The sequence below is a fragment of the Ferruginibacter paludis genome (genome assembly GCF_030409685.1).
Taxonomy (GTDB): Bacteria; Bacteroidota; Bacteroidia; order Chitinophagales; family Chitinophagaceae; genus Ferruginibacter; species Ferruginibacter paludis.
On sequence record NZ_JAUFQJ010000006.1, the window covers coordinates 690,107 to 712,833 of the forward strand.

Genomic DNA, 22,727 nt, shown 5'->3' on the forward strand with positions numbered 1-22,727 from the left:
AAAGACACGATCGTACAGCAGGTTGTACCGAATTAGTTCCACATTTAGTTATTAATTAACGAAAAAACGCTTCCATTATGAGTACAACTACAACCGCAGCACCGGTTAGTAATGTGGCTGCACGACCTATTTTTAAACAACAATACGAGCATTTCATCGGTGGCAAATGGGTTGCCCCTTCCAGCGGTGAATATTTTGACAATTCTTCTCCTATTGACGGGAAAGTTTTTACCAAAGCGGCCCGTGGCAACGCAAAGGATATTGACCTGGCCATTGATGCAGCACAGACCGCCTTTGAAACATGGGGAAAGAGTTCCGCCACTTTCCGCAGCAATCTCTTAATTAAAATTGCACAGGTAATTGAAGATAACCTGGAATACCTCGCCGTGGTGGAAACCATTGATAACGGTAAAGCCATCCGCGAAACAAGGCTGGCAGATTTGCCGCTCGTAATAGATCATTTCCGGTATTTTGGCAGTGTAATCCGTGCAGAAGAAGGCAGCATGAGTGAACATGACGACACCACTGTTTGCCTGAATGTACATGAACCCATTGGCGTGGTGGGCCAGATCATCCCATGGAATTTTCCTTTGCTGATGGCTACCTGGAAAATCGCACCCGCACTTGCTGCAGGCTGTTGCGTAGTGGTAAAACCGGCAGAACAAACGCCTACCAGCATCATGTGTTTAATGGAATTGATTGGTGATTTATTGCCGCCCGGTGTATTGAATATTGTAACAGGCTTTGGCCCGGAAGCAGGTAAACCCCTGGCCAGCTCACCCAGGATCAATAAAGTATCTTTCACCGGAGAAACTACTACCGGCCGTTTGATTATGCAATACGCTTCCGAAAATTTGATTCCTGTAACCATGGAACTGGGAGGCAAAAGCCCGAACATATTTTTTGAAAGTGTGGCTGAAGCTGATGATGAATTTTTCGACAAAGCAATAGAAGGCGCCGTGATGTTTGCATTGAACCAGGGCGAAGTCTGCACCTGCCCAAGCCGGATATTGGTACACGAAAATATCTACCAGAAATTTATGGATCGTGTAGTGCAGCGCACCCGTGCCATTAAGCTGGGCAACCCGCTGGCGGCTGATACCATGATGGGTGCACAGGCCTCCGAAGACCAGTACAATAAAATTTTAAGTTACCTGGATATTGGTAAACAGGAAGGTGCCGAAGTGCTATGTGGTGGTGAAGCCTTTCATCAAAACAGCGGACTGGAACATGGCTTCTACATTAAGCCGACCATTTTTAAAGGCCATAATAAGATGCGCATTTTCCAGGAAGAAATTTTTGGGCCGGTTGTATCAGTTACCACTTTTAAATCAACCGAAGAAGCTATTGCTATTGCCAACGATACTTTATACGGTCTGGGTGCCGGTGTTTGGACAAGAGATGCCCATGAAGTATACCAGGTACCAAGAGCCATTAAAGCTGGCCGTGTTTGGGTAAACTGCTATCATGCGTATCCTGCCCATGCTCCTTTTGGCGGTTACAAAAAATCTGGCTTCGGAAGAGAAAATCATTTGATGATGCTGAGCCACTACCGTCAAACTAAAAATATGCTTATCAGTTACAGTAAAAGTAAACTGGGCTTCTTTTAATATTTGGAAAACCTAAAGAAAAAAGGCGGCGTATTTATTGCCGCCTTTTTTTCTACAAATAGTATAACGATATGATACCAAGAATAACGGCAACAGACAAGGCGCTTGCGTTAATAGAACAATTAAAACAATTGCATGGCCCGCTGATGTTTCATCAAAGTGGTGGTTGCTGTGATGGCAGCCAGCCCATGTGTTTCAACGCAGGCGAATTTAAAGTCGGCGGCAGCGATGTATGGATGGGTACCATCAGTGATTGCAAATTTTATATGGGCGCCGACCAGTTTGAATACTGGAAACACACGCAACTTATTCTGGATGTTACGCCAGGCCGCGGCAGCAGTTTCTCACTCGAAATCCCACTCGGCGTTCGTTTCTATATTCAGTCAAGAATGTTTACGGATGAAGAACTGGAGCTGCTGGAACCTTTGAAGGAGATACAGGATGCTTGAGGCTGGATACCGGATACTAAATACCTTGATACTGGTGGATAAAGCCAGTCTATTTGAAACTTGATTTTTTTGAATTTTGGATTTTTACTTTTTAATTTTTACTTCCTCTCCCCGGCTGATGCATCATTAAATCTTCTATCACTATCGCAATCTGGGCAGGTGTTTGTCTAAAAGTCAGATAGGTGAATTTTTCTCCCGGTACCAGTACATTCTTTCCATCGGCCTCCACGTCAAAATTTAATTTCCGGCTGCCAAACCAGGGCGAAATACCACGCACTGCTACCAGCACGGCTGTTTCATCCCAGCTGTTGCGGCCAACCGTATTGCTGTCTTTTGCAAGCGCCACACTAAATGCATCTTTTACAGGGCTGTTTTGTATCTTTTCATTATGAATCAGGCGTATGCCGGTTAATATTTTTTCTCCAATTTCAAAGCCACTGATAATGACTGGCGTGGGCCATTCTGCAAATACTTTTTTAGTGGCTGCCGCATCTACCATCACATTAAATTCATAACCTGTTTTACCATCCTCGCCTATTCTTGCTGCCATTGAGACCAACTGCTTCACCTTCTTTTTAACCAATGCCTTTCCATCAAGCAATGAATATTCATCTGCAGCGGAATTAAGCAAACCGGCGAGGTTGGTAAAGAAACCAACACTTACAATCGTTACACTTTTACCAGGCTGGGCCGCCAATATTTTGCGGTACAATTTCACTGCGTCAACCGCCTGATCATTTGATTGTAATGCATGCGGATATTTGGCAATAATTGCCTGAGCCCATTGTTGCGAACAATCCTTGTCAGGCTTGTCAGCTTTTACAACTCCTACCGGAATATTGGGTCTTTTAAAATAAGCATTGAGTACGCTCAATGTAGGTACCGTAGTTTCAAAGGCGTTGCTTGAAATTGTTGCCAAAATCCGGGCCTCTCCCTTGTCGGCAAAAGCATGCAGCAAAGCCATCGCACCAACATCGTCATAGTCAGGGGCTATATCAGTATCGAAAATGATGGGTACGGCTGTACGCTGCTGGGCAGTACCTGTAAAACTAAAAAACAGTAACAGAAGAATACTTAGTTTTTTCATTCAGCATTTTTTGTAGTAACAGTTGCAATTCGCTTATGGCTTAAACAGTGAAGTTAACCACTGCAAACCATACAAACCAAAATCATATTATGGACAGGCGGGGATCATATTTATTGATTGTCATCTGAGCTATTTTGTTAATCAAATCATCTTTCATTATAAAATTAAAGATCATGAAAAAGTTACTGGTTATACTGTTTGTTTTACCTGCGCTGAGTTGCGTAGCCCAGAAATGGGAGAAAAAATATGATTATGTAGACAATTGCACCTGTGGACTTTCGAAAGTAAAAAAAGATGGAAAAATTGGTTATGTCAACAAGGAGGGTGTAGAAGTAATTAAACCCCAATTTGAAGACGGATTGACGTTCAACGAAGGATATGCGGCTGTAAAAGATGGGCCAAAATGGCGCTACTTCGACAGCACCGGAAAAGCTATTACTGACGCCATTTTTGATGATGCGCTGAACTTTTCCAACGGTATTGCACCTGCATCTAAAAATGGAAAGTATGGCTACATCAACATCAAAGGGGAAACGGAGATACCGTTTGAATTTTCCAATGCAAGAGGCTTTGCAGATGGCCTTGCTCCGGCTGCCAACGCCAAAGGTTTTTGGGGATATATAGATCTGAAAGGGAATTGGGTAGTTAAGCCGATGTACGATTTTACAGATAATTTTGAAAACGGGGAGGCTAGGGTTATCAAAGGAGAAAAGGTGTTCTATATCGATAAACAAAATAAAGTATTACATGATTAGGCTCAGTAGTTTGCCGCAGCCTTTTATTCAATCAGTTTGATGGCGTGTGCCCGGTAAAAGCCACGCCTTTTCCTGTTTTTTACATCTCAACTTATTTTAATAGAATAAAATCTACAATTAAACGTTCATAAGGCAGATTTAATCTCCAAGAAAAAGACTGCAGACAAGTGAGATCACCCGGACCACCTATAAAGCCCTTTTGATTTGGAGTGTTGATGAAATTTATTTTTATGAACACAATTTTTTACCCGCAGAGTCATGGATGTAGTTCGAGACGTCAAAAGGCAGGCAGGCTTTTTAAGGCTGGCTTTTTGCTGGTTTTGCTGGTTAATATTAAAGCGGCTGCAGTTGCCCAAAATAAAAGAACAACCGGTAAAAGTAGTATTGCCAAAATAAGGCAAACAGCCTTACATACCCTTAAAACAAGCCGGAATACCATCTGGTTTCAAAAAAATGCGGGGCAATTTGGAAGCAATGACATTTTATACGGTTTTCTCACATCCTTTGGATCAATGGGTGTGTACAACAATAAGCTAAGAGTGGTTACCCGTCAAGTGGCTGATTCAAAAGAAAAAGGTAAGCAAATCGTTGACATTACTTTTCCAGGGTCATTGCCAGCCTGGACAGTGCAACCAGGAATGATTTCAGCCGTAAAAGGTTCGTACAACACAAAAGACTCCACCATTGTTGCACCCATATTCAATGAAATAACATTGAAAAATGTGTACCCGGGTATCAATCTTCGGTTATACGCCGGCGAAAAAGGTGCCCTTGAATTTGACTGGCTGATTTCCCGGGCGGACGATTATAAAAAAATAAAACTACATTTTACGGGGCAAGACAGCGTTACATTGAATGAACATGGCAGTGTTGTATTGAATATGAAATACGAAGACATGACCATCCTGGTGCCTGAAACTTACCAGGTAACTAACGGGCACAAAGCTGTTTTTGAAACGGGCATGGTCGAGGCAAAAGAAGCGAATACTTTTCAGTATGATATCGCAGGTAATATTAATACTGCTTTGCCGCTCGTTATAGACCCGGTGATGATGTGGTCTACTTACATGCACAATAACACCAGTACTTTCGATGAATACCTTTATACCATTGCAGTAAATACGGCGAGTGAAGTATATGCCTGCGGCCTTACCAGCGAGGCAATGAACAACAGCTATTTAAGCGGCGTCGCACCGGGATTTTTAAGTACCTATAACTATGCAGCGAAACCCTCCGGTGCACAACAATCCGGAATTCTGTATAAATTAAATGCGAAAGGAACGCTTATTACCGCATGGACCTATACCGGAATGACCAACAATATACCTGTAGACATGGGAATTTTTCCGAACAACCGGGTATTGATTGTATACCAGACGGACACGGTACAGATATACTCCGGCGACTTAACCATACGCTACTACAATGGTGACATTTCGGCCGATGTAGCAAACAATGTAACCTCCTACCAGTCGCAAACCATCATCGACAACGATGTATTTTACCTGGGTGGAGTTGCAGGCACTGCGCTGCCGCTTTCCATTGTACCTTCCAATGCACCGGATAACACCCTGTTACAGGATGAAGGAATAATATTACGCATTGCTAGCGCTACAAGCACCCCTGTCGCAGCCTGGGGCACCTATGCAGGAGGGTCTACCAATGAAACCTTTACGGCTATTGCCGCAACACCCGATAAAACAAAAATAGCTTTTGCCGTACATATCGACGGGGGAGGCAACAGCTTTCCATCGCTGGTAAAACCTGTAGATAATATTATAGCGGGAAGTGAACTATTGATAGGAAATTTTGATGTTGCTGCGGCTCCTACCAAATTCAACATGTTATCATTCCTCGGGGGTAGTTCCAACGAGGGTAAATTGGCCACAGGCACCAATGCCGCACTGGTCACAGCAGACAATAACTTCTTTTACGTTGCTGGTAATACCACTTCCACAGATTTTCCCGGCAAAGCGTCCGGAGTTCAAAATGTACACGGTACAAATGCAACATTGTATGATCAATTTCTTTCGCAAATTCCGCTGCTTGGCAGTGCCAGCACAGGTTTTATTTCTACTTACAACGGGGGTGATGCCAATGATATTGTCGGTGGACTTGTGCTTGATCTGCGCACCAAAGATGTATTGCTGTTTGGTTCCACCGAATCCACAGATTTCCCCGTATTCAATACGTCACTGTACAGTCCGTTCTACCAGGATATTCATGGAGCAACAACGGATGGGTTACTGGATATCAGCTATACTGTTTTTGCCAATGGTTTAACCACCCGGAAATTTTCCAGCTTTATAGGTGGCGCTCAAAATGACTACCTGGGGAGCACTGGAAAATTAAAGGGAGCCGGTCATTTTCAGTATAACCCCACCAACGGTCTAACCTATATAGGTACCACCATACACTCAGATGAAACCACGCTTCCCACTCAATGGATGAGTGACATACCCGGCTTTGACAAATCAATACCAGCAGCAACTAAGAGTAAGGACAGTCATTTTATTTTTTCAATGAATCCAAATACGGATGATTTTGGAGATGCTCCGCTCAGTTATGACGGAGCTTCTGCCGCAAGCTCGGCAGTATCGTTTTTTAATATCCGTATCGGTGCAGAAACAGATGCGGAGCATGAAGCCAACAATTCCGTTTTGGCCAATGGAGATGACCTGCAAAATTACGGCTCCGATGACGATGAAGACGGAATCAGTTTTGTTCCTCCTATCGCCACCGGCGCAACAACTTATTCGGTAACCGTGTCTGTATTTAATAATACGGGTTCTCCGGTGTACCTGGCTGGCTGGATAGATACGGACGGTAACGGAATTTTCGATATTAACGAATATGCATCCGTAACTGTTGCCAGTAGTGCTGTGCAACAAACACTGGTGTTAAATTTTACAGGTTTACCAGCCTTCACAACAACAACCGGCCTTACCTATTTACGGGTACGTATTGCCAATGTACCCCTGGCATCGTCGGCAGCTACGGGCTCTTTTGGTAAAGGGGAAGTGGAAGATTATGTTGCTTTACAAACCCTGCTGTTGCCGGTTTTTTTGCAAAAGTTTACTGCAACTCCGCAGGATGAAAACGTACTACTGAACTGGCTGGTGAGCTCCGGAAACGATGTGGCGCAATACGAAATACAACGGGGACCCGGCGTAACTGATTTTAAAAAAATTGGCACCCTTTCAGCAAATGATAAGTTACGGTATAGCTGGCTTGATGTAAACCCTTTTACGGGTGTTAATTATTATCGTTTAAAAATTACCGGTAAAGACAAAACAATCCGCTACAGCGCCCTGCAAATCATCAACTTTAGTAAAAATATACCGGTAACAATCTACCCGAACCCGGCAAACAGCCTGGTGAATGTTTTAACGGGCAGCTTTTTTACCAGGCAGGGCACCATCAGCTTTTTGAGCATGGATGGAAAACTACTAACGCAAAAGAAAATCAACAATTTTACCAGGGTAGAAAACATCGATGTAAGTCATTACCCGCCGGGGCAATATCTTTTAAGAATAACCTGCGGCGATACCATAACAGTTAAAAAAATCAAGTTGGCTGAACATTAGTCATTTGTATATTACGCTGCCTCCAGATGTGCAACTAAGCAGTCAGCTTCAGCCGGCGTTTACCTTTTGTAAAACCCTACCTGGTACAAAACTGTAGTAACGCTTTCAGGTCAGCCGGGCTGTTAAAATTGATGCTATTCTCTTTCAGGTAGGTTTTAAGATCTTTACCAGGAAAAAGAAGGTGAAAATTTTTACGGCTGGCCTTAACAAAAGAGTTGCCGGATGTGCCGAGATAGTAGGCAAACTGTTGCTGAAACAATACATCCGTTCTAACCTGCAGCTTATAATTCTGGTTACTAAGAATCACAGAGTTGAAGGTTTTAATAGCGCCGGTCTCTGAGGTGGCATCGTATCCTCCCCTTTTTTGATTGACTACCTGCAACGTTTGGCGCTTTACTGCAAGGATATAATTTCCTGCTTTCAACATCTCCTGTACATATCCCTTTTCATAATAAAAAACGTTTGAATCAATTACGACCGATTTCAACAAGACAGGGTCAGCTATGGCAAGGGTATCACCGGCAGCGCCAATAAAATGCATTTCATCCAGCAGGAAATTATAATTAAACTTTTGTTCAGATGCTGTACCATCCCTGAAAAAGGCTGTGCCACGGGTGAAGGCAGGCATGGCATACATCGCCTCATTGGGCAGCACCCGGGTAGGAATTTCGCCCATTTTTACCGGGTAAAAATTTGACTGCTGGGCAATAGCAACATTAAAACAGCTAACAAAAATAAACAGTAATAATTTCATATTTTAAATTAAAGCAGTGGCAGTAATGCTGCGATAATAACCGCATCCATATCAAACAAACAATAATCATTGTAAGGTAATATAAAATTCAGCTTTGATCACCTTTCGTTTACATCACCAACTCATTTGTACAATCTGCCGATTTTTTGAAACGGGTTTTGTTGGCTACATTTATAAAAGTTACCTGTTGACACGGACACCGGAAAAATGATTAACTTACCATCACAATTGTATTGTATGAAAAGTTGTATCTGCCTTCTTATTTCTTCGTTATTTCTTTTACCGTTGCTGGCCCAACATACTAACAGCATTATGGGTAAACCCGATCCGTCAAAAAAAACAATGCTTGTTGAAACCGCCTGCGGCGAATGCCAGCTTGGACTACATGGTAAAAGTTGTGACCTCGCAATACGCATTAATGGAAAGGCTTATTTTGTTGATGGCGCCCACATAGATTCTTTTGGCGATGCACATGCAAAGGATGGCTTTTGCGAAGCAGTTCGCACTGCAGAGGTGCAGGGACAAATTACAGGCAATAGGTTTAAGGCTACCTATTTTAAACTGATGCCTTCTGGTAGTAAAAAATGAAGTAACCTAATGCCGGATAAAAAATATGCTTCGTTTAAGTGCTATATACTGCACCCAGGCTGATCACTATCAGCCATAGTTTAGGCAAACGTTATTCTGTTGTGCTTTTGTTCGTTCCATTCATCTTTTGTATTTTTATCGGCCTGCGGTCAAGGGCGGACGATTTTAAATTCCACCACATCGCCAAGCCTTCATCGTTTCAATCATTTTTTAATAAATTATTTATGCAATCACGTCGCGACTTTTTACAAAAGCTTACCGGCTCAGTTATCGCTTTACAAATATCTCCCGCCATTATTGCTGCCAGTTGCAGTAATGCCACCTCTCATTACGATGGTCCTGTTTTGCGTGTTGCTATTATGGGGCTTGGCAGCTACGGCACACGGGTAGCAGAAGCTATGAAAGATTGCAAGAAAGCAAAGCTGGTGGGCGTTATCAGCGGCACACCCTCTAAGATAAAAGACTGGCAGGCGAAGTATAACATACCAGAAAAAAACTGTTATAATTATGAAACATTCGACCAGGTAAAAAACAATCCGGATATTGATGCGGTGTATGTTATTACCCCCAATGCCCTGCACCACGACCAGGTGATACGTGTTGCAAAGGCAGGCAAACATGTGATTTGTGAAAAACCCATGTCAATCAATGCAAAGGACGGGCAGGAAATGGTGGACGCCTGTAAAAAAGCCAACGTAAAATTACTGGTAGGTTATCGCATGCATTTCGAGCCAAAGACACTGGAGATTATCCGCATGCGTAAAGCCGGAGAGTTGGGAAAAGTGCTATTTTTCCAGGGGCTTTGTGGTTTTACTATTGGCGACCCAAAACAATGGCGTTTAAATAAACAGTTGGCTGGCGGTGGTGCGATGATGGATATTGGTATTTATGCCATCAACGGTGCACGTTATATGGTAGGCGAAGAACCCATTTGGGTAACCGCCCAGGAAACAAAAACAAATCCTGAAAAATTCAAAGAAGGTGTAGATGAAACGATCCAGTTTCAATTTGGTTTCCCAGGCGGCGCAGTTGCCTCCTGTTTATCTACCTACAGCATGAATAATTTGGATCGTTTTTTCCTGGATGCTGAAAAGGGATATGCAGAATTGTATCCTTCAACCGGCTACGGCCCCATACAGGGGCGCACCAGCAAAGGCGAATTAACCCAGCCACATGTTACGCATCAAACAGTACAAATGGATGAAATGGCGGGTATTATTTTGGAAGGAAAACAACCTCCCGTGCCAGTGGATGGCGAGGAAGGCGTAAAAGATTTAAAAATTATCGATGCTATTTTTTTTGCTGCCAAAACAGGACAGAAAGTTGACATTAAACTGTAACTAATAACTATTAAAGCCCCGGCTGCATTGGCTTACAGGGCGCTTCAAAAGGATTTACGCCACGGGTTTTGAATTTACGGCGGTAAACTTTATCGCGGCTGCTTACATATAATATATCAAAGTCGGCACCACCAAAACATACATTACTGGCCTGTCCGCCGGGTATGGGGATAATGGCATTTACCCGGCCGAGCTGATCCATTACCTGTAATCCCAAACGGGAGGTAACATACACTCTTCCGGCGGTATCTGATTTTAATCCGTCGCTCCATGCATTGCCTGCATTATCCGGTACATGCAGCCAGCCATATCGTTGCTTATTCGTTAGTGTTCCATCTGCATTGATACTATAAATCCATACCCATTTCGAGGCCGATTCTGTCACATACAATTGTGTTTGATCCGGTGTGAGCGCAACCCCATTCGGATATTTGATCCCTTCATCCACAATCACTTTTTCGCCATTGGGACGAATCAAAATAAGTTTACCAGGTTTTTCCGATCCATCAGGAGCTGTGACATACATGTTGCCATTCTTCGCCACTACCAGGTCGTTGCCATCAATATCATTGGCAACAACGGTTGCTTTATCATTGGCATCATAGCGAATGATTTGTTTCGTTGCAGCGGCAGTAGTGTATCTTTTACCATCCGCATCAAAGCAGTTGGCGCTGGCTTTCTTCGCATCCAGCGGCAGCATTGTTACTTTTCCGTCTAACCCAATTTTATACGTTTTTGATCCGGGAATATCCTGAAAAAAAACTTCCCCTTTTGCGTTGACAGCAGTGCCTTCCGTAAATCCATAGCCCTCACCAACGAGTTCCCAATCCTGTCCCGGTATCAGCAATTCGCTGAGGTATTTATTTTTAGATGACCCTGTAGTAATTGGCTTTGGCCAGTCTTTCCATAACCAGCGCATGGCTGCCGGAAAAACGGAAGTCCCATGGTTGCCATTGTGCCCGTCTTCTCCCCAAACATGCGTTACTTCATACCCGCTAAAAGTGAGCGCCCTTTCCATTGTTTGGTTGGCCATCCACCAGTCGCCGGCATAAATATTTAAATCCTTACTGCCGTCCTGTAAAAAAACCCGGAGCGGTTTAGGTTCGTATTTTCTAATTAAAGTTGGATAGTCATCAGCACCGCGAAGACCAATATAAGTACCGATGGCGCTGAATACCCGTGAAAATTCAGCAGGCTTTTCCCATGCCGCTGTAAAGGCACAAACCGCCCCGCTGCTCAATCCGCCGATTGCACGGTCATTACCATTTTTGGATAAATGTATCGCACGCCCATCAGTTGTTTTCTGCTTGTCAACGGCAGGTAAAATTTCTTCTACAATAAAACGGGCGTAGGCATCGCCCAAACCATCATACTCAAAACTTCTGTTGAAGCGGTCGTTGGCTACTGTGCCATTGGCTGCCCGAACCCTGCCGTGCATTACAAAAACACCAATGGTAACAGGCATTTCGTTACGATAAATCAGGTTGTCAAAAACGGTGGGCGCCTTCCATTGAATACCATCCTGGCCCACATACACACAGGCAGGTTTGTCTGCACGGTATTGTGCCGGTACATATACCCAATACTCCCGCCAGGTACCGGGAAAAATTACTGAGTTATCAAAAGTAAATTTCAATACTTCGCCTCTAGGTACACCAGGTTGTTCTATGGAAGCCGAATCAACAGGATATGAAATGGCGGCAGGTTGTGCGAAAATTTGACTAGCTGAAATAAGCAGCAGCAAAGCAATCAGTAGTTTGTTCATACACGAGGCAGTTTTATATATTAGTTGATGCAATATCAGCATAAATAGTATTGCCTTGATAATATATTTTTCCTGTTCATCTTGTTTAAGTGCACGTGAAGGACAATGATATCATCACTCAAAAATTATTCACATTGCCGGTAATACACCCCGGGCACTCTAAATCAATTAAAAAAGCTTGCAGAAAATAAATAACAATCCTTAATTTACGGTGCAGGACTTGCGAATGGTATTTATCTAAAATCAGCTTAATGAAATCAACAGTAAGAGTGCAGCTTTCGGTAATGATGTTCCTTGAATATTTTGTATGGGGCGCATGGTATGTAACGATGGCCACGTACATGGGCGAACATCTGCACGCAACAGGCATCCAGATTGGTGCGGCCTACAGTGCCCTGGCAATCGCCACCATGATATCACCTTTTTTTGTGGGCATGATCGCTGATAAATACTTCGCCGCACAGCGCATTATGGGTGTGCTGCATATTGTTGGTGGTGCCCTTTTGTTACTGGCAACAACAATCGAAAACAGTACGACTTTTTATTGGGTTATTTTATTTTACTCGTTGTTATACATGCCCACCATTGCGTTAAGCAACAGTATTGCCTTTCATCAAATGACAGACCCTGGTAAACAATTTCCATGGGTGCGTGTATTTGGCACATTGGGCTGGATAGTGGCCGGAGTACTTATTGGTACACTTGGAATAGAAAAAACTTCTTCTACATTTTATATGGCCGCAGCGGTTTCGGTAGTATTGGGTTTAATGAGTTTTATTTTACCCAGCACGCCTCCACGGAAAAATGCAGATGCCTCGGCATCGAAAGCACTTGGCACCGATGCCTTTGTATTGTTCAAAGAAAAACCCTATCTCATATTTTTTGTAGCCGCTATCCTGGTGTGCATACCGTTATCCTTTTATTATGGATTTGCCAATAAGTTTTTGAATGAATTAAATTTTGATAATGCTGCCGGTAAAATGACGCTGGGACAGGTTTCGGAAGCCGTATTTATTTTAGCCATTCCATTTTTATTCAACAGTATCGGAGTAAAAAATATGTTGCTGATGGGTATGGCCGCCTGGATATTGCGCTACGTTTGTTTTGCCTATGGTGATACCGGCGCCAATGCATGGATGTTGTATGCCGGCATTATTTTACATGGCGTGTGTTACGATTTCTTTTTTGTAACTGGTTATATGTACACAGAAAAAAAAGCTGGCGAAAAAATAAAAAACTCTGCGCAGGGCCTCTTCACTTTTGCAACCTATGGTGTGGGCATGTTCATCGGCACCTGGTTCTCTGGTCGTATAGTTGACATGTACCAGGTGGGAGAAAACCACAACTGGTTAAAAATATGGTTTGTACCAGCCTATATTGCGGCAGCTGTAGTCGTATATTTTATTTTATTTTTCAGGGAGAAAAAGCAAATAGCCGCAGCCGGGTAAACAACAAATTATTTTTTTGTCCGGGCAGTGGAATTACTATTAAACATCGTTGCGTCGCACACTTGTACTGCAAAATATATTTCAACAACAAAAACACAGTAAACAACAACCATGAAAAAGATTGCTATGCTTGGCTCCGGTTTTATCGGGAGATTTTATGCAGATTCATTACACGGACAAAGAAGTAAGGACAAGATTGTAACTGTGTATTCCCGCCGGGAAGAAGCCGCCAAAAAGTTTAAAGAAGATTACGGCTGCGAACGTTTTACCACCAATATGGAAGAAGCCATTTCCGGCGCAGATGTAGATGTGGTGTGCATTTCGCTGCCCAATAATTTACACGAGGCTGCCGTAATGCTTTGTTGCAAACATAAAAAAGCAGTGATTACCACCAAGCCGCTGGGCCGCAATGCAGAAGAAGCCAAGCGCATGTTGATGGCAGTAGAAGAAGCGGGTATTTTTAATGGTTACCTGGAAGACCTTGTTTACACGCCTAAATTTTTAAAGGCCTATGAAAGTGTAAAGAATGGTGCGTTGGGCAGAATTTTATGGGCCAAATCAAGGGAGACACATCCTGGTCCGCACAGTGATTGGTTTTGGGATATTGAACAAGCCGGCGGTGGTTGCATTTTAGATTTAGGCTGCCATTGTATTGAAATTACCCGGACATTTATCGGCAAAGATATTAAGCCGATAGAAGTGATGTGCTGGGCTGATACACAGGTAAAACCTATTGATGCAGAAGACCATTCCATTGGCCTGGTGAAGTATGAAAATGGCGCCATAGCCCAGTTTGAAGTAAGCTGGACTTTTCGTGGCGGCCTAGATTTAAGGGATGAAGTAATGGGCACCGAAGGTACCATCTGGATCAATAATTTTTTACGCACCGGCCTGGAAATGTTTACTACCGGAAAAGCAACGGATTATGTTGCCGAAAAGTCTGAAAGCAATGCCGGATGGCTGTTTCCTGTAGGAGATGAAATCAACGACCTGGGTTATAACCACATGTTTGCAGAGATGTTTAACTGCATGGAGAAAGGTACTGAACCAAGAGAAACTTTTTATGATGGCTATGTGGTAAATGCAGTAATTGATGCCGCATACAAATCAGCCAAAACAAAATTATGGGAACCGGTACAACTCGATATCTGGCGTGGCCAAAGCGGTCTCAGCAAAGAAAGCCATCTGGTAGAATACGATGCGGAACATTATTTAATTAAAGAAGAAACAACGCACTATGGCGCAAAAAAAGTGATCTTAAAAAATAAGGTTACTGGTAAGATTGAGGAGAAGGTAATAGAATAGAATAAAAGCAGGATTGTCAATATAAAAAGGATGCACCACTTAATTGTAGTGCATCTTTTTTATAAAACCCTTCAAATTTGTTTCAGATTTTTATTCAATTATCATCATCTTACTGACTTCTCTTTCTCCATCATTGTAAATAATTTTGTAAGTACCGGCTGTCAAATTGCCTGTATTTAGTTTCAGTTGCGAGGTTGACTTTTTCACATCAATTGTTCGCAATACCCGGCCTGCCATATCACTGATTTTTATTTTTGAATCAGTTGTTGCTACTGGAAGATTTACAAATACAAACGCCTTTGCCGGGTTTGGGAATATGGTAAACATCGCGTTATTAGCTGAGCTTAATTTCACTACATTACTCAAAGTAAATCCGCCATCTTTGTCAGCCATTTTAAGCCGGTAAAAATATACAGGATCACTTCCCAACATATCCGTGTATTGATAATTCAAATTGGCACTGCTGCTACCTGATGCTGCTATTTTTGTAATCGCATTAAAATTATTGCCGGTGCTGCTGCGTTGCAGTTCGTAATAACTGGCATTAATTTCTGCCGTTGTAATCCATTTTAAGGTTGCTTTTTTATCAAGTACAGTTCCTGAAAAACTCAATAATTTTATCGGCAAAATCGCACCGTTTAAACTGCTGATAAAGAAACCACTGAAACCGTTTACCGCAAAACTTACTTCCCAATATTGTGCGGCTGCATTCCACACAATGTTGCCATCAGCCGGATTTATTTCTACTGCATTTCCTGAATAGGTGCCGGGCAGACTTGTTGCGCTAAAACCATGAAACTGATACACACGCAGGTTGGCCTTACCAGCAGCATCTGATGGGCCTGTCGGCAAGCTAAGACCATGACCGGGATAAGCGTTAAAATTATCAAACTCCTGCTGCGTAAAATACAACGTTACGGTTGCCTGAGCATTGGCCGCATTGGTTGCAGGCGTTATATCGTAATGCCTTTGTACATATGGCTGGTTGTTAAATACTGAAATTGTTTTATCAATAAATACAGTAGAAGTAACACTGCCTGAAAGTGCATTAACGCCTGCCGTTGGCGTAAGCGTCGCAATTAATTTATGCAACACGCTGTCCTCTGCTAGAACAGGAGTTGTGCCAGCAATATTCTGAGTAACGCTTACAGTAGTATCTGCAATAACAAGCCCTATGATGGTGTCGATTGTAGATGTTAAAGTAAGCTGTGTGGCAATGCTATTGGTTACGGTAACATAATACTTTCCCGCGCCGGTAAGTACAAATATTGAATCCCCTGTTTGGGTTTTTAAAAGGATGCTATCTCTATACAGTCGAAATGTGTCGTTCGTCACTGTGCCTCCAGCAGAAACAGAAATTGTATTTCCAGTTTTTGTAATAGGAATAAATGCTTGGGGGGAGTAAAGCAGAGGGGATTGAACAGTTGGAGGAGAAGCGGCTAAGGGTTCAATGCCTTCAAATGTAAAACTATTGTCCTGCAAATATAACCTGAGCATATTTGCTGATGCAAATGAAGGTATAGTACCACTTAATTTATTTCCATTTAGTTCAATATCTGCACCGTTCGAAATTTTGCTTAACGAATCGGGAATTTTGCCGGTTAATTGGTTATTCGATAAGTTGAGGGTTGAAAATGGCTGCGGCAAATTTGTAACAGAATCTGGTATGCTGCCAGTCAATTGATTATTAGAAAAATCGATGAAACGAAGATATTTTGGTCTGCCAATTGAAGATGGAATACTTCCAGTCAATTGATTATTATTTAACAAAATAGAATTTAAAAAAGTAAAGTTGCCTAAATCTGAAGGAATACTACCAGTTAGTTGATTGTAACTTAAGTCAAGGGCGCTGAAATTTGTTTTATTTATGTTACCTGGTATGGAGCCGCTCAGTTGATTGTGACTAAGAAGGATATTCCCAATTTGAATATTATTAAAAGTTGTGGGAATATTTCCTGTTAGTTGATTGTTACTTAAATTTAAATTTTGTAAGCCTATCATATTACCAATAGCCTCCGGTATTGAGCCCGTTAATTTGTTACTCTCTAAATAAAGAGTGGAAGTATTAACAAGATTACCAATAGTTGCGGGAATTGCCCCTGTTAACTTATTATCCGTCAAATTTATCCAGCCAGCATTGACCAAATTACCAATCGACTGGGGTAGCGAGCCTGCCATATTGTTTCCCATGATTTCTAATGTTGTTAGCTTCCCACGTAATAAAGTGATACCATACCACGATGCCAAAGGGGCCAAACTTAGCCAGTTGGTATTAATAAGCCATTGCGAACCATTGGTATTATTATATAAATCAACAATAGCAAGCGAATCTTGCAAGTTGGCTGTAGTTATACTATATAACTTAAGGAATTGTGCATTTGCATTTGCAACTTCAACACTATAGTTTCCTGAGGTTGTAAACGAAAAAGTTGAATCTCCGGTTTTAGTTAACACCAAAGCATCGTCTTTGTACCATTTATATGTATTCTTACTCATTGTTCCTCCAGCAGACACAGAAAGGATATTTCCATTTTGAATGAGCGGAAGATTTGCCTGGTGATCATAATGAAAAGAAAATTTATCACTTCCGATTAACTCAATACCATCAAATGTTAGCTTGTTGTATTCTATAGTAATTGAAGGATAGTTTTGTGAGTTTACGCTAATTAATGCATCAGGAACCCGCCCACTTAATTGATTATGATCCAGACTCAATACAAAAATATTAGTAAGCCCTCCTATTGTAGAGGGAATGTTACCGGAAATCCTGTTGAAACTTAATTCAATATCTTGAGCAAAAGAGAGATTTCCAAACGAGTTCGGCAAGGTGCCATTTAAATTATTGGAACTTAATCGCAAAGCTAGAACAGCATTAGTCTCTATAGTTACGCCAAACCATGTATTTAATGGTGCTGTAGTTAGCCAGCTTGTATGATTAACCCAACCCGGTCCATTTGTACTATTATACAAATCAACCAGGGCAAGTGAATCCTGTGTATTCACCTGTGCTTTTCCCGTAAAAGGTTTCAAAAAAAAAGCAAGAAAAAAACATGGGAGTAAAATTTTAATTTTCATAGGCAGTGTTTAAATAGTGAACATATGTATCTTGTAAATATAGAATAATAATTCAAATACAAACGATAGTCTGCAAATAATAGAAACGACTTTCATATAATACAAATGCTACAACCTGTGCAAGCCCAACCCAGTCCCATCACTACAATACATAACTCCGTCTTTTAAAATAAATCCACCGGTAACTAAATCACTACTCAGGTCAAAACTTCCATCCAGGTCGAGGTATTTGGTGTTGCTGCAGCTAAAGGCCGCATGCAACGCTGCGGTAATGCTGACGATGCTTTCATCATTGCATCCCCAGAACAAATCAATACCTGCTGCGGCGGCGATGGTGGCTATTTCCCGGGCACCTCTTATGCCGCCGCATTTCATCAGTTTGATATTGAAGATACCAAACGGCGTTGGCGGATGCGACAATTGCAAAGCTGATGCTGCATCCAGCAGGGATTCATCCGCAGCCAGCTTTTTCCTATCAGCTGAATCGAGGCCGGCCAATTCACTTTCCTTGCCCGCCTTCATTGGCTGTTCAATCAACTCTATGGAAAGGTCTTTTGTTTTATGTATAAACTTTTGCAGTTGCTTCAAATCATAGCCCTGGTTGGCATCTACTCTTATCAGCATGTTGTTGCCAAATTGCTCCGTAAGTTTTGTTACCCTTTCAATATCTTCCTCCACATCCAGCCCGGTTTTTATTTTGATCACTTTAAAACCTGCGGCATAGTTGGCTTTGGCTTCTTCCAGCATGGCGGCCGTATCTTTAATACCGATAGTGATGGATGTTGGCAATGCATTCATCTTACGTCCATATAAATCAACCACAGGTATACCGATCAGCTGGCAAAAGGCATCATGCAATGCAATGTCAATGGCGGCAATGGTGCCGGGCAAATGCGGAAATTGCACCAGGGCTTCATCAATAAGCTGATTGAAATGGCGTATATCCCTGCCTGTTAGTTGCTGTACAAAATCGCTTTGCAGGTTGGCCAAGGCCATGGCTGGTGTCTCACCTACTACTTCTGCAAAAGGGTTGGAAGCACCAAGACCAATGATGCCATTTTCCAAAACGATTTCAAGAAAAATAATTTCGGTATCCGCTATCGTTTTGTAGGCTATGGTATAAGGTTTTGTAAGCGGCAAGTGTTGCAACCATGCTTTTACTGATTTAATTTTCATAATTAGTTTTTAATAAGGTTTTTGACGATGGGAATTATTTTTTCAACGCCTTGCTGTAAAGGTAACAGTACAGGCAATTGCAATTCGGCTTCATACTTTTTTTGAAAGTCCAACGCTTCTTCGGTTGTGCAATGCTCTGTATTAATGGCCACTGCAATTACTGTAGAACCGTATAATTTGATGAGTTCAATCTCAGAAGCCAGCGAATGTATCATGCCCCACTCCGGTATCTCATCATAATATTTTCTTTTGGGTGCATGTACCAATATCACGTTTTTTGCATTGCCCGAAACCAACAGTTCAGAGCCGCAAGGCCCGCTGGGATTGCGCAAGGCGGATTGTCCTTCTACCAATAAAACTTCTGCACTTGTTTCTGCAGCACAGGAAAGGATGGCATGTTCCAGTTCACCCGAAATAAAATCATTTAAAGTGCTGTCGAAAATAAAACCATATTGACCTCCCTGCAGCCAGCCCGTTTGCCCGGTATAAATCATTTGGGCGTTGATACCGGCTTCTGCGCAGGCCTGTTTTACCATTCGGCAGGTAGTACGTTTTCCGAGCGCACAATCTGTTCCCATCACAGCAATCACCGGGGCTTTCAAATTAAAAATATCGCCTTTCCAAAAATGCAGGTCTTTTCTTTCTTTAGGCTTTCTTACATCAGTCAATGTAACACCATATTGATTTGCCATTGTTACCAGTTCCGCCATACCGGTTAAAAAATCGTGCAGGCCATTCACCATCGAAATTTTATTTTGTATGCAGGATTTTATGATGGGTAGAAAATGCACCGGTAATTTCCCTCCAACTGTTGCGATGCCGATGATGCAACATTGTATATCCTTAATGGATTGTATTGCTACCTCTACACTGGCAAGCACCGGAATGTTCCGGTGAATGCCGTCCAGCACTTCGCCTGCGTCACGGCCTGGGAACTGGCTGTCAATCACGCCAACAATTTCATAGCGCTCCGTGCCACGGATCAGGCCATGAGCGGTTTTAGCATCTGCTGTTTGTAACAGGCCATCCGTTAATACAATGGCTTTAGGTTTTGTTTCAGTCATCATTTATTAAATCTGTTTTATTAAGCAATAATTCTGTTTGTAAAACCATCTGTAAACCTATGAGATTTATCCTTTCAGCTGGCTTATAAAAGATCCCAAAGGTTTTGACACTTACCTACCTACAAACTCACCGGGATATTTATTTAAAAAAGTTTTATCCGTGTACACCAGCACACCATTTACCCATACTTTTTTTATGCCATCGCTCAATGCTTTCGAGTTTTGAATGGTGGCATTATCCTTCACCGTTTCAGGATCGATTAACACCAGGTCTGCAAAATAACCAGGCGCAATGATACCGCGGTTAGTGATGCCGGTATGTTCGGCAGCAAGGCCCGTCATTTTATTGATGGCAGCTTCCCAACTCATGATTTTTTGCTGCTTTACATATTGGTTTAGCAATTTTGTAAAACTACCGTATCCACGCGGATGACCGCCATTGGCGCCGTCTGAGCACAAATTGGTATGCGGCCATGCAAGCAAGGTACGGATGTCTTCGTCGGCCATTGACTTACCCATAATATCTTCTCCCGATTCACCGAGATGTTGGTGCTGGTAGGCTTCCGCGGTTCCCACCAGGTACAGCAGTGTTTGAGCAGCTGTCTCATTCCTGATCTTCGCAATAGCGCCGAATGTTTTTCCATTGTAGGATGTATCCGCAGCAAAATGTACCAGCACCGATCCATCCGCATCAAACAAATGATCCGTTGCATAGGTGGCACTTGCCAGGCTTGTGAAATCTTTTTTTGGAAACAGCACCCGCATGGTGCTGTGCCAGGCATCGTAGGGATAGCAGTCGGCAGTAATGTCTACGCCATCTGCTCTTGCACGTTGCAGCGTTGCCAATAATTTATTGGCTGTTCCCCAGTCATCTTTTAATGCGATTTTAATGTGAGAAATCTGCACCGGTAATTTCGCTTCTTTTCCGATCTGGATGATCTCATCAATGGCATCAGTCATATTAATATCTTCACTCCGGATATGACTGATATATCTTCCTTTTTCTGCCGCTGTTGTTTTAGCTAATTCAATTACTTCATACCTGTTGCTGTAAAATCCCTCTTCATATTCCAATCCTGTTGATAAACCAAGTGAACCTTTTTGCAATTCCCCTTTTAATATTTGTTTGATTTTTTCCAACTCTTCCGGCTTCGCTGGTCTTGATAAATTGGCGGCGCCCATCACTTGCTGCCGGATGGTTGCGTGCCCTGTATAAGTAGCCAGGTTAATGGCAATGGGCGTAGCTTTTATTTCAGCTTTCAGGCTGTCTACCGGATCACTTTCGCCGTCTTGTCCGCCAACGATGGTAGTAATACCCTGGTTCAAAGCTGCAATCCCTTCAGGGTATTTTTTCAATGAACTTTCTACATGGCTGTGACTGTCTATAAAACCCGGCGATAAAATCTTTCCTTCGCCATCGATGATTTCTTCGCCTTCAAAAGGCTGCAAATTTCCAACGGCAATAATTTTTTTCCCTTGTATCCTCACCGATTCATTCTTTGCAGGTGCAGCCGTACCATCCATTACGACTACATTTTTTATGAGTGTGGTTTGAGCGATATCCAGTGGCTTTCCCTGTATAAAATTTCTTGCTGTACGAATGCCCCAGCCATTGCTGCCACTGCTTAGCTGAATGATGGTGCGCTTATTTTTTGTATCACTGTAAATTAAATTGGCAAAGCCAACCCAGCCGCCGGTATGTGAATAAGCACCTTCTTTATCTTTTTCTATAAACCATCCAAAGCCATATGGATAGGTTGTACCATCTTTTAATTTAACGGGCACCAGCGCTTCTGCGAATGTTTCTTTCTTTACCAATTTGCCCGTACTCAAACTTTGTTCCCATCTATACAAATCTTCCACAGATGAATAGATGTTACCATCGCCTACCACGCCGTCAAACGGAGTCAGGTCATTTAATTTTTTCTTCTCCCCTGTTTCCTCAAACCCATACACATGATTGGCTGGTACTGCAGGCATCAATACATGATACACGTAGGTGTCTTTAAGGCCCAGTGGACCAGTGATATTCTTTTTTACAAATACATCAATGGGTTGTTTGCTGATGCGCTCAATAATACTTACCAGCAAAACATAGTTAGTGTTACAGTAATTCCATTTGCTGCCGGTAGCAAAGTCGAGTACCGGCTTATAAGTGCCATAAAGACTAATCAGTTTTTCATTGGTAAGTGTATCCAGCGGCGTTTTATACATTTGAAACAGATCAAAATATTCCGGGATACCAGAAGTATGCGTCATCAGGTTGCGGATGGTAATGCCATCATATGGTAATTCAGGAATGTATTTTTTGCAATTGTCATCAAACCGCAGTTGCCCCCTTTCTTTCAATATCATAATACCCATGCCAATAAACTGCTTGGTAACAGAGGCCAGGTTAAACGAAGATGTAGTTTTCAGCGGCTCATTCGTGCGGCAGTCGGTTACGCCAAAAGCCTTGCTGTATAACACTTTCCCTTTTTCTGCATACAACACCGTACCATTGAAACGATGTATTTTATTTAACCCGCTAAATGCACTATCCAGTTTTTTCACGTCCAACTGTTGGGCTTGTGTTAAGGAAGCAATTGCAATGAAAGATAAAAAAATTACCAGCTTTGGCATGTTGAAAGGTTTGCATTAAAGTTAGGGGAATATTGCATCAATTTCCTTTTGATCCCTCCCGGTTTCAGTAAAATTGTTTGTTTCAACAGCCGTTGTATTTTG

Annotated in this window: 15 protein-coding genes; 8 read left to right on the forward strand and 7 right to left on the reverse strand. The window is 42.3% G+C overall.

Annotated elements, in window-relative coordinates:
* Positions 1 to 77: 77 nt before the first annotated feature.
* Complete coding sequence (locus QWZ08_RS13410) at positions 78 to 1,610, forward strand: aldehyde dehydrogenase family protein (RefSeq protein WP_290337939.1); 1,533 nt, start codon at positions 78 to 80, stop codon at positions 1,608 to 1,610.
* A 71-nt stretch (positions 1,611 to 1,681) separates the two neighbouring features.
* On the forward strand, positions 1,682 to 2,059 hold the full coding sequence (locus QWZ08_RS13415) for a DUF779 domain-containing protein (protein WP_290337940.1): 378 nt from the start codon (positions 1,682 to 1,684) through the stop codon (positions 2,057 to 2,059).
* A 91-nt stretch (positions 2,060 to 2,150) separates the two neighbouring features.
* On the opposite strand, the gene QWZ08_RS13420 is transcribed toward QWZ08_RS13415, so the two are convergent.
* On the reverse strand, positions 2,151 to 3,146 hold the full coding sequence (locus tag QWZ08_RS13420; RefSeq protein ID WP_290337942.1) for a nucleoside hydrolase: 996 nt from the start codon (positions 3,144 to 3,146) through the stop codon (positions 2,151 to 2,153).
* A gap of 173 nt (positions 3,147 to 3,319) precedes the next feature.
* Here QWZ08_RS13420 and QWZ08_RS13425 point away from each other — a divergent pair, with 173 nt between their 5' ends.
* Both QWZ08_RS13425 and QWZ08_RS13430 read left to right on the forward strand, forming a co-directional pair.
* Positions 3,320 to 3,901 (forward strand): WG repeat-containing protein, encoded by a 582-nt coding sequence (locus QWZ08_RS13425; protein ID WP_290337943.1) that lies wholly within the window; start codon positions 3,320 to 3,322, stop codon positions 3,899 to 3,901.
* A gap of 230 nt (positions 3,902 to 4,131) precedes the next feature.
* Entirely contained in the window at positions 4,132 to 7,488 is a 3,357-nt protein-coding gene (locus tag QWZ08_RS13430; RefSeq protein ID WP_290337944.1) for a DUF7948 domain-containing protein, read from the forward strand.
* Between the two features lie 76 nt (positions 7,489 to 7,564).
* On the opposite strand, the gene QWZ08_RS13435 is transcribed toward QWZ08_RS13430, so the two are convergent.
* Positions 7,565 to 8,242, reverse strand: coding sequence for a hypothetical protein (locus QWZ08_RS13435; protein ID WP_290337945.1), 678 nt, complete (start codon positions 8,240 to 8,242; stop codon positions 7,565 to 7,567).
* Between the two features lie 237 nt (positions 8,243 to 8,479).
* Here QWZ08_RS13435 and QWZ08_RS13440 point away from each other — a divergent pair, with 237 nt between their 5' ends.
* Both QWZ08_RS13440 and QWZ08_RS13445 read left to right on the forward strand, forming a co-directional pair.
* Positions 8,480 to 8,830 (forward strand): DUF6370 family protein, encoded by a 351-nt coding sequence (locus tag QWZ08_RS13440; RefSeq protein ID WP_290337946.1) that lies wholly within the window; start codon positions 8,480 to 8,482, stop codon positions 8,828 to 8,830.
* Positions 8,831 to 9,054: 224 nt separating this feature from the next.
* Positions 9,055 to 10,170 (forward strand): Gfo/Idh/MocA family protein, encoded by a 1,116-nt coding sequence (locus QWZ08_RS13445; protein WP_290337947.1) that lies wholly within the window; start codon positions 9,055 to 9,057, stop codon positions 10,168 to 10,170.
* Positions 10,171 to 10,180: 10 nt separating this feature from the next.
* Here the strand turns inward: QWZ08_RS13445 and QWZ08_RS13450 are convergent, their stop codons facing one another.
* On the reverse strand, positions 10,181 to 11,935 hold the full coding sequence (locus QWZ08_RS13450) for an SMP-30/gluconolactonase/LRE family protein (protein ID WP_290337948.1): 1,755 nt from the start codon (positions 11,933 to 11,935) through the stop codon (positions 10,181 to 10,183).
* Positions 11,936 to 12,186: 251 nt separating this feature from the next.
* Here QWZ08_RS13450 and QWZ08_RS13455 point away from each other — a divergent pair, with 251 nt between their 5' ends.
* Both QWZ08_RS13455 and QWZ08_RS13460 read left to right on the forward strand, forming a co-directional pair.
* Positions 12,187 to 13,383: a nucleoside permease gene (locus QWZ08_RS13455; protein ID WP_290337950.1), complete on the forward strand. Its 1,197-nt coding sequence runs from the start codon at positions 12,187 to 12,189 to the stop codon at positions 13,381 to 13,383.
* Between the two features lie 111 nt (positions 13,384 to 13,494).
* A complete protein-coding gene (locus tag QWZ08_RS13460; RefSeq protein ID WP_290337951.1) occupies positions 13,495 to 14,688 on the forward strand; it encodes a Gfo/Idh/MocA family protein in 1,194 nt (397 codons plus the stop codon).
* A gap of 90 nt (positions 14,689 to 14,778) precedes the next feature.
* Here QWZ08_RS13460 and QWZ08_RS13465 read toward each other — a convergent pair whose 3' ends face one another.
* The 4 genes from QWZ08_RS13465 to QWZ08_RS13480 all read right to left on the reverse strand — a co-directional run bounded on the left by QWZ08_RS13465 (position 14,779) and on the right by QWZ08_RS13480 (position 22,625).
* A complete protein-coding gene (locus tag QWZ08_RS13465) occupies positions 14,779 to 17,763 on the reverse strand; it encodes a T9SS type A sorting domain-containing protein (RefSeq protein WP_290337952.1) in 2,985 nt (994 codons plus the stop codon).
* 108 nt (positions 17,764 to 17,871) lie between these two features.
* Positions 17,872 to 18,939: a mandelate racemase/muconate lactonizing enzyme family protein gene (locus QWZ08_RS13470; protein ID WP_290337953.1), complete on the reverse strand. Its 1,068-nt coding sequence runs from the start codon at positions 18,937 to 18,939 to the stop codon at positions 17,872 to 17,874.
* A gap of 2 nt (positions 18,940 to 18,941) precedes the next feature.
* Positions 18,942 to 20,006 carry an N-acetyltransferase DgcN family protein gene (locus QWZ08_RS13475; RefSeq protein WP_290337954.1) on the reverse strand — a complete coding sequence of 355 codons (1,065 nt, stop codon included), beginning with the start codon at positions 20,004 to 20,006 and terminating at the stop codon, positions 18,942 to 18,944.
* Between the two features lie 108 nt (positions 20,007 to 20,114).
* Positions 20,115 to 22,625 carry a serine hydrolase gene (locus tag QWZ08_RS13480; RefSeq protein ID WP_290337955.1) on the reverse strand — a complete coding sequence of 837 codons (2,511 nt, stop codon included), beginning with the start codon at positions 22,623 to 22,625 and terminating at the stop codon, positions 20,115 to 20,117.
* Between the last annotated feature and the right edge of the window lie 102 nt (positions 22,626 to 22,727).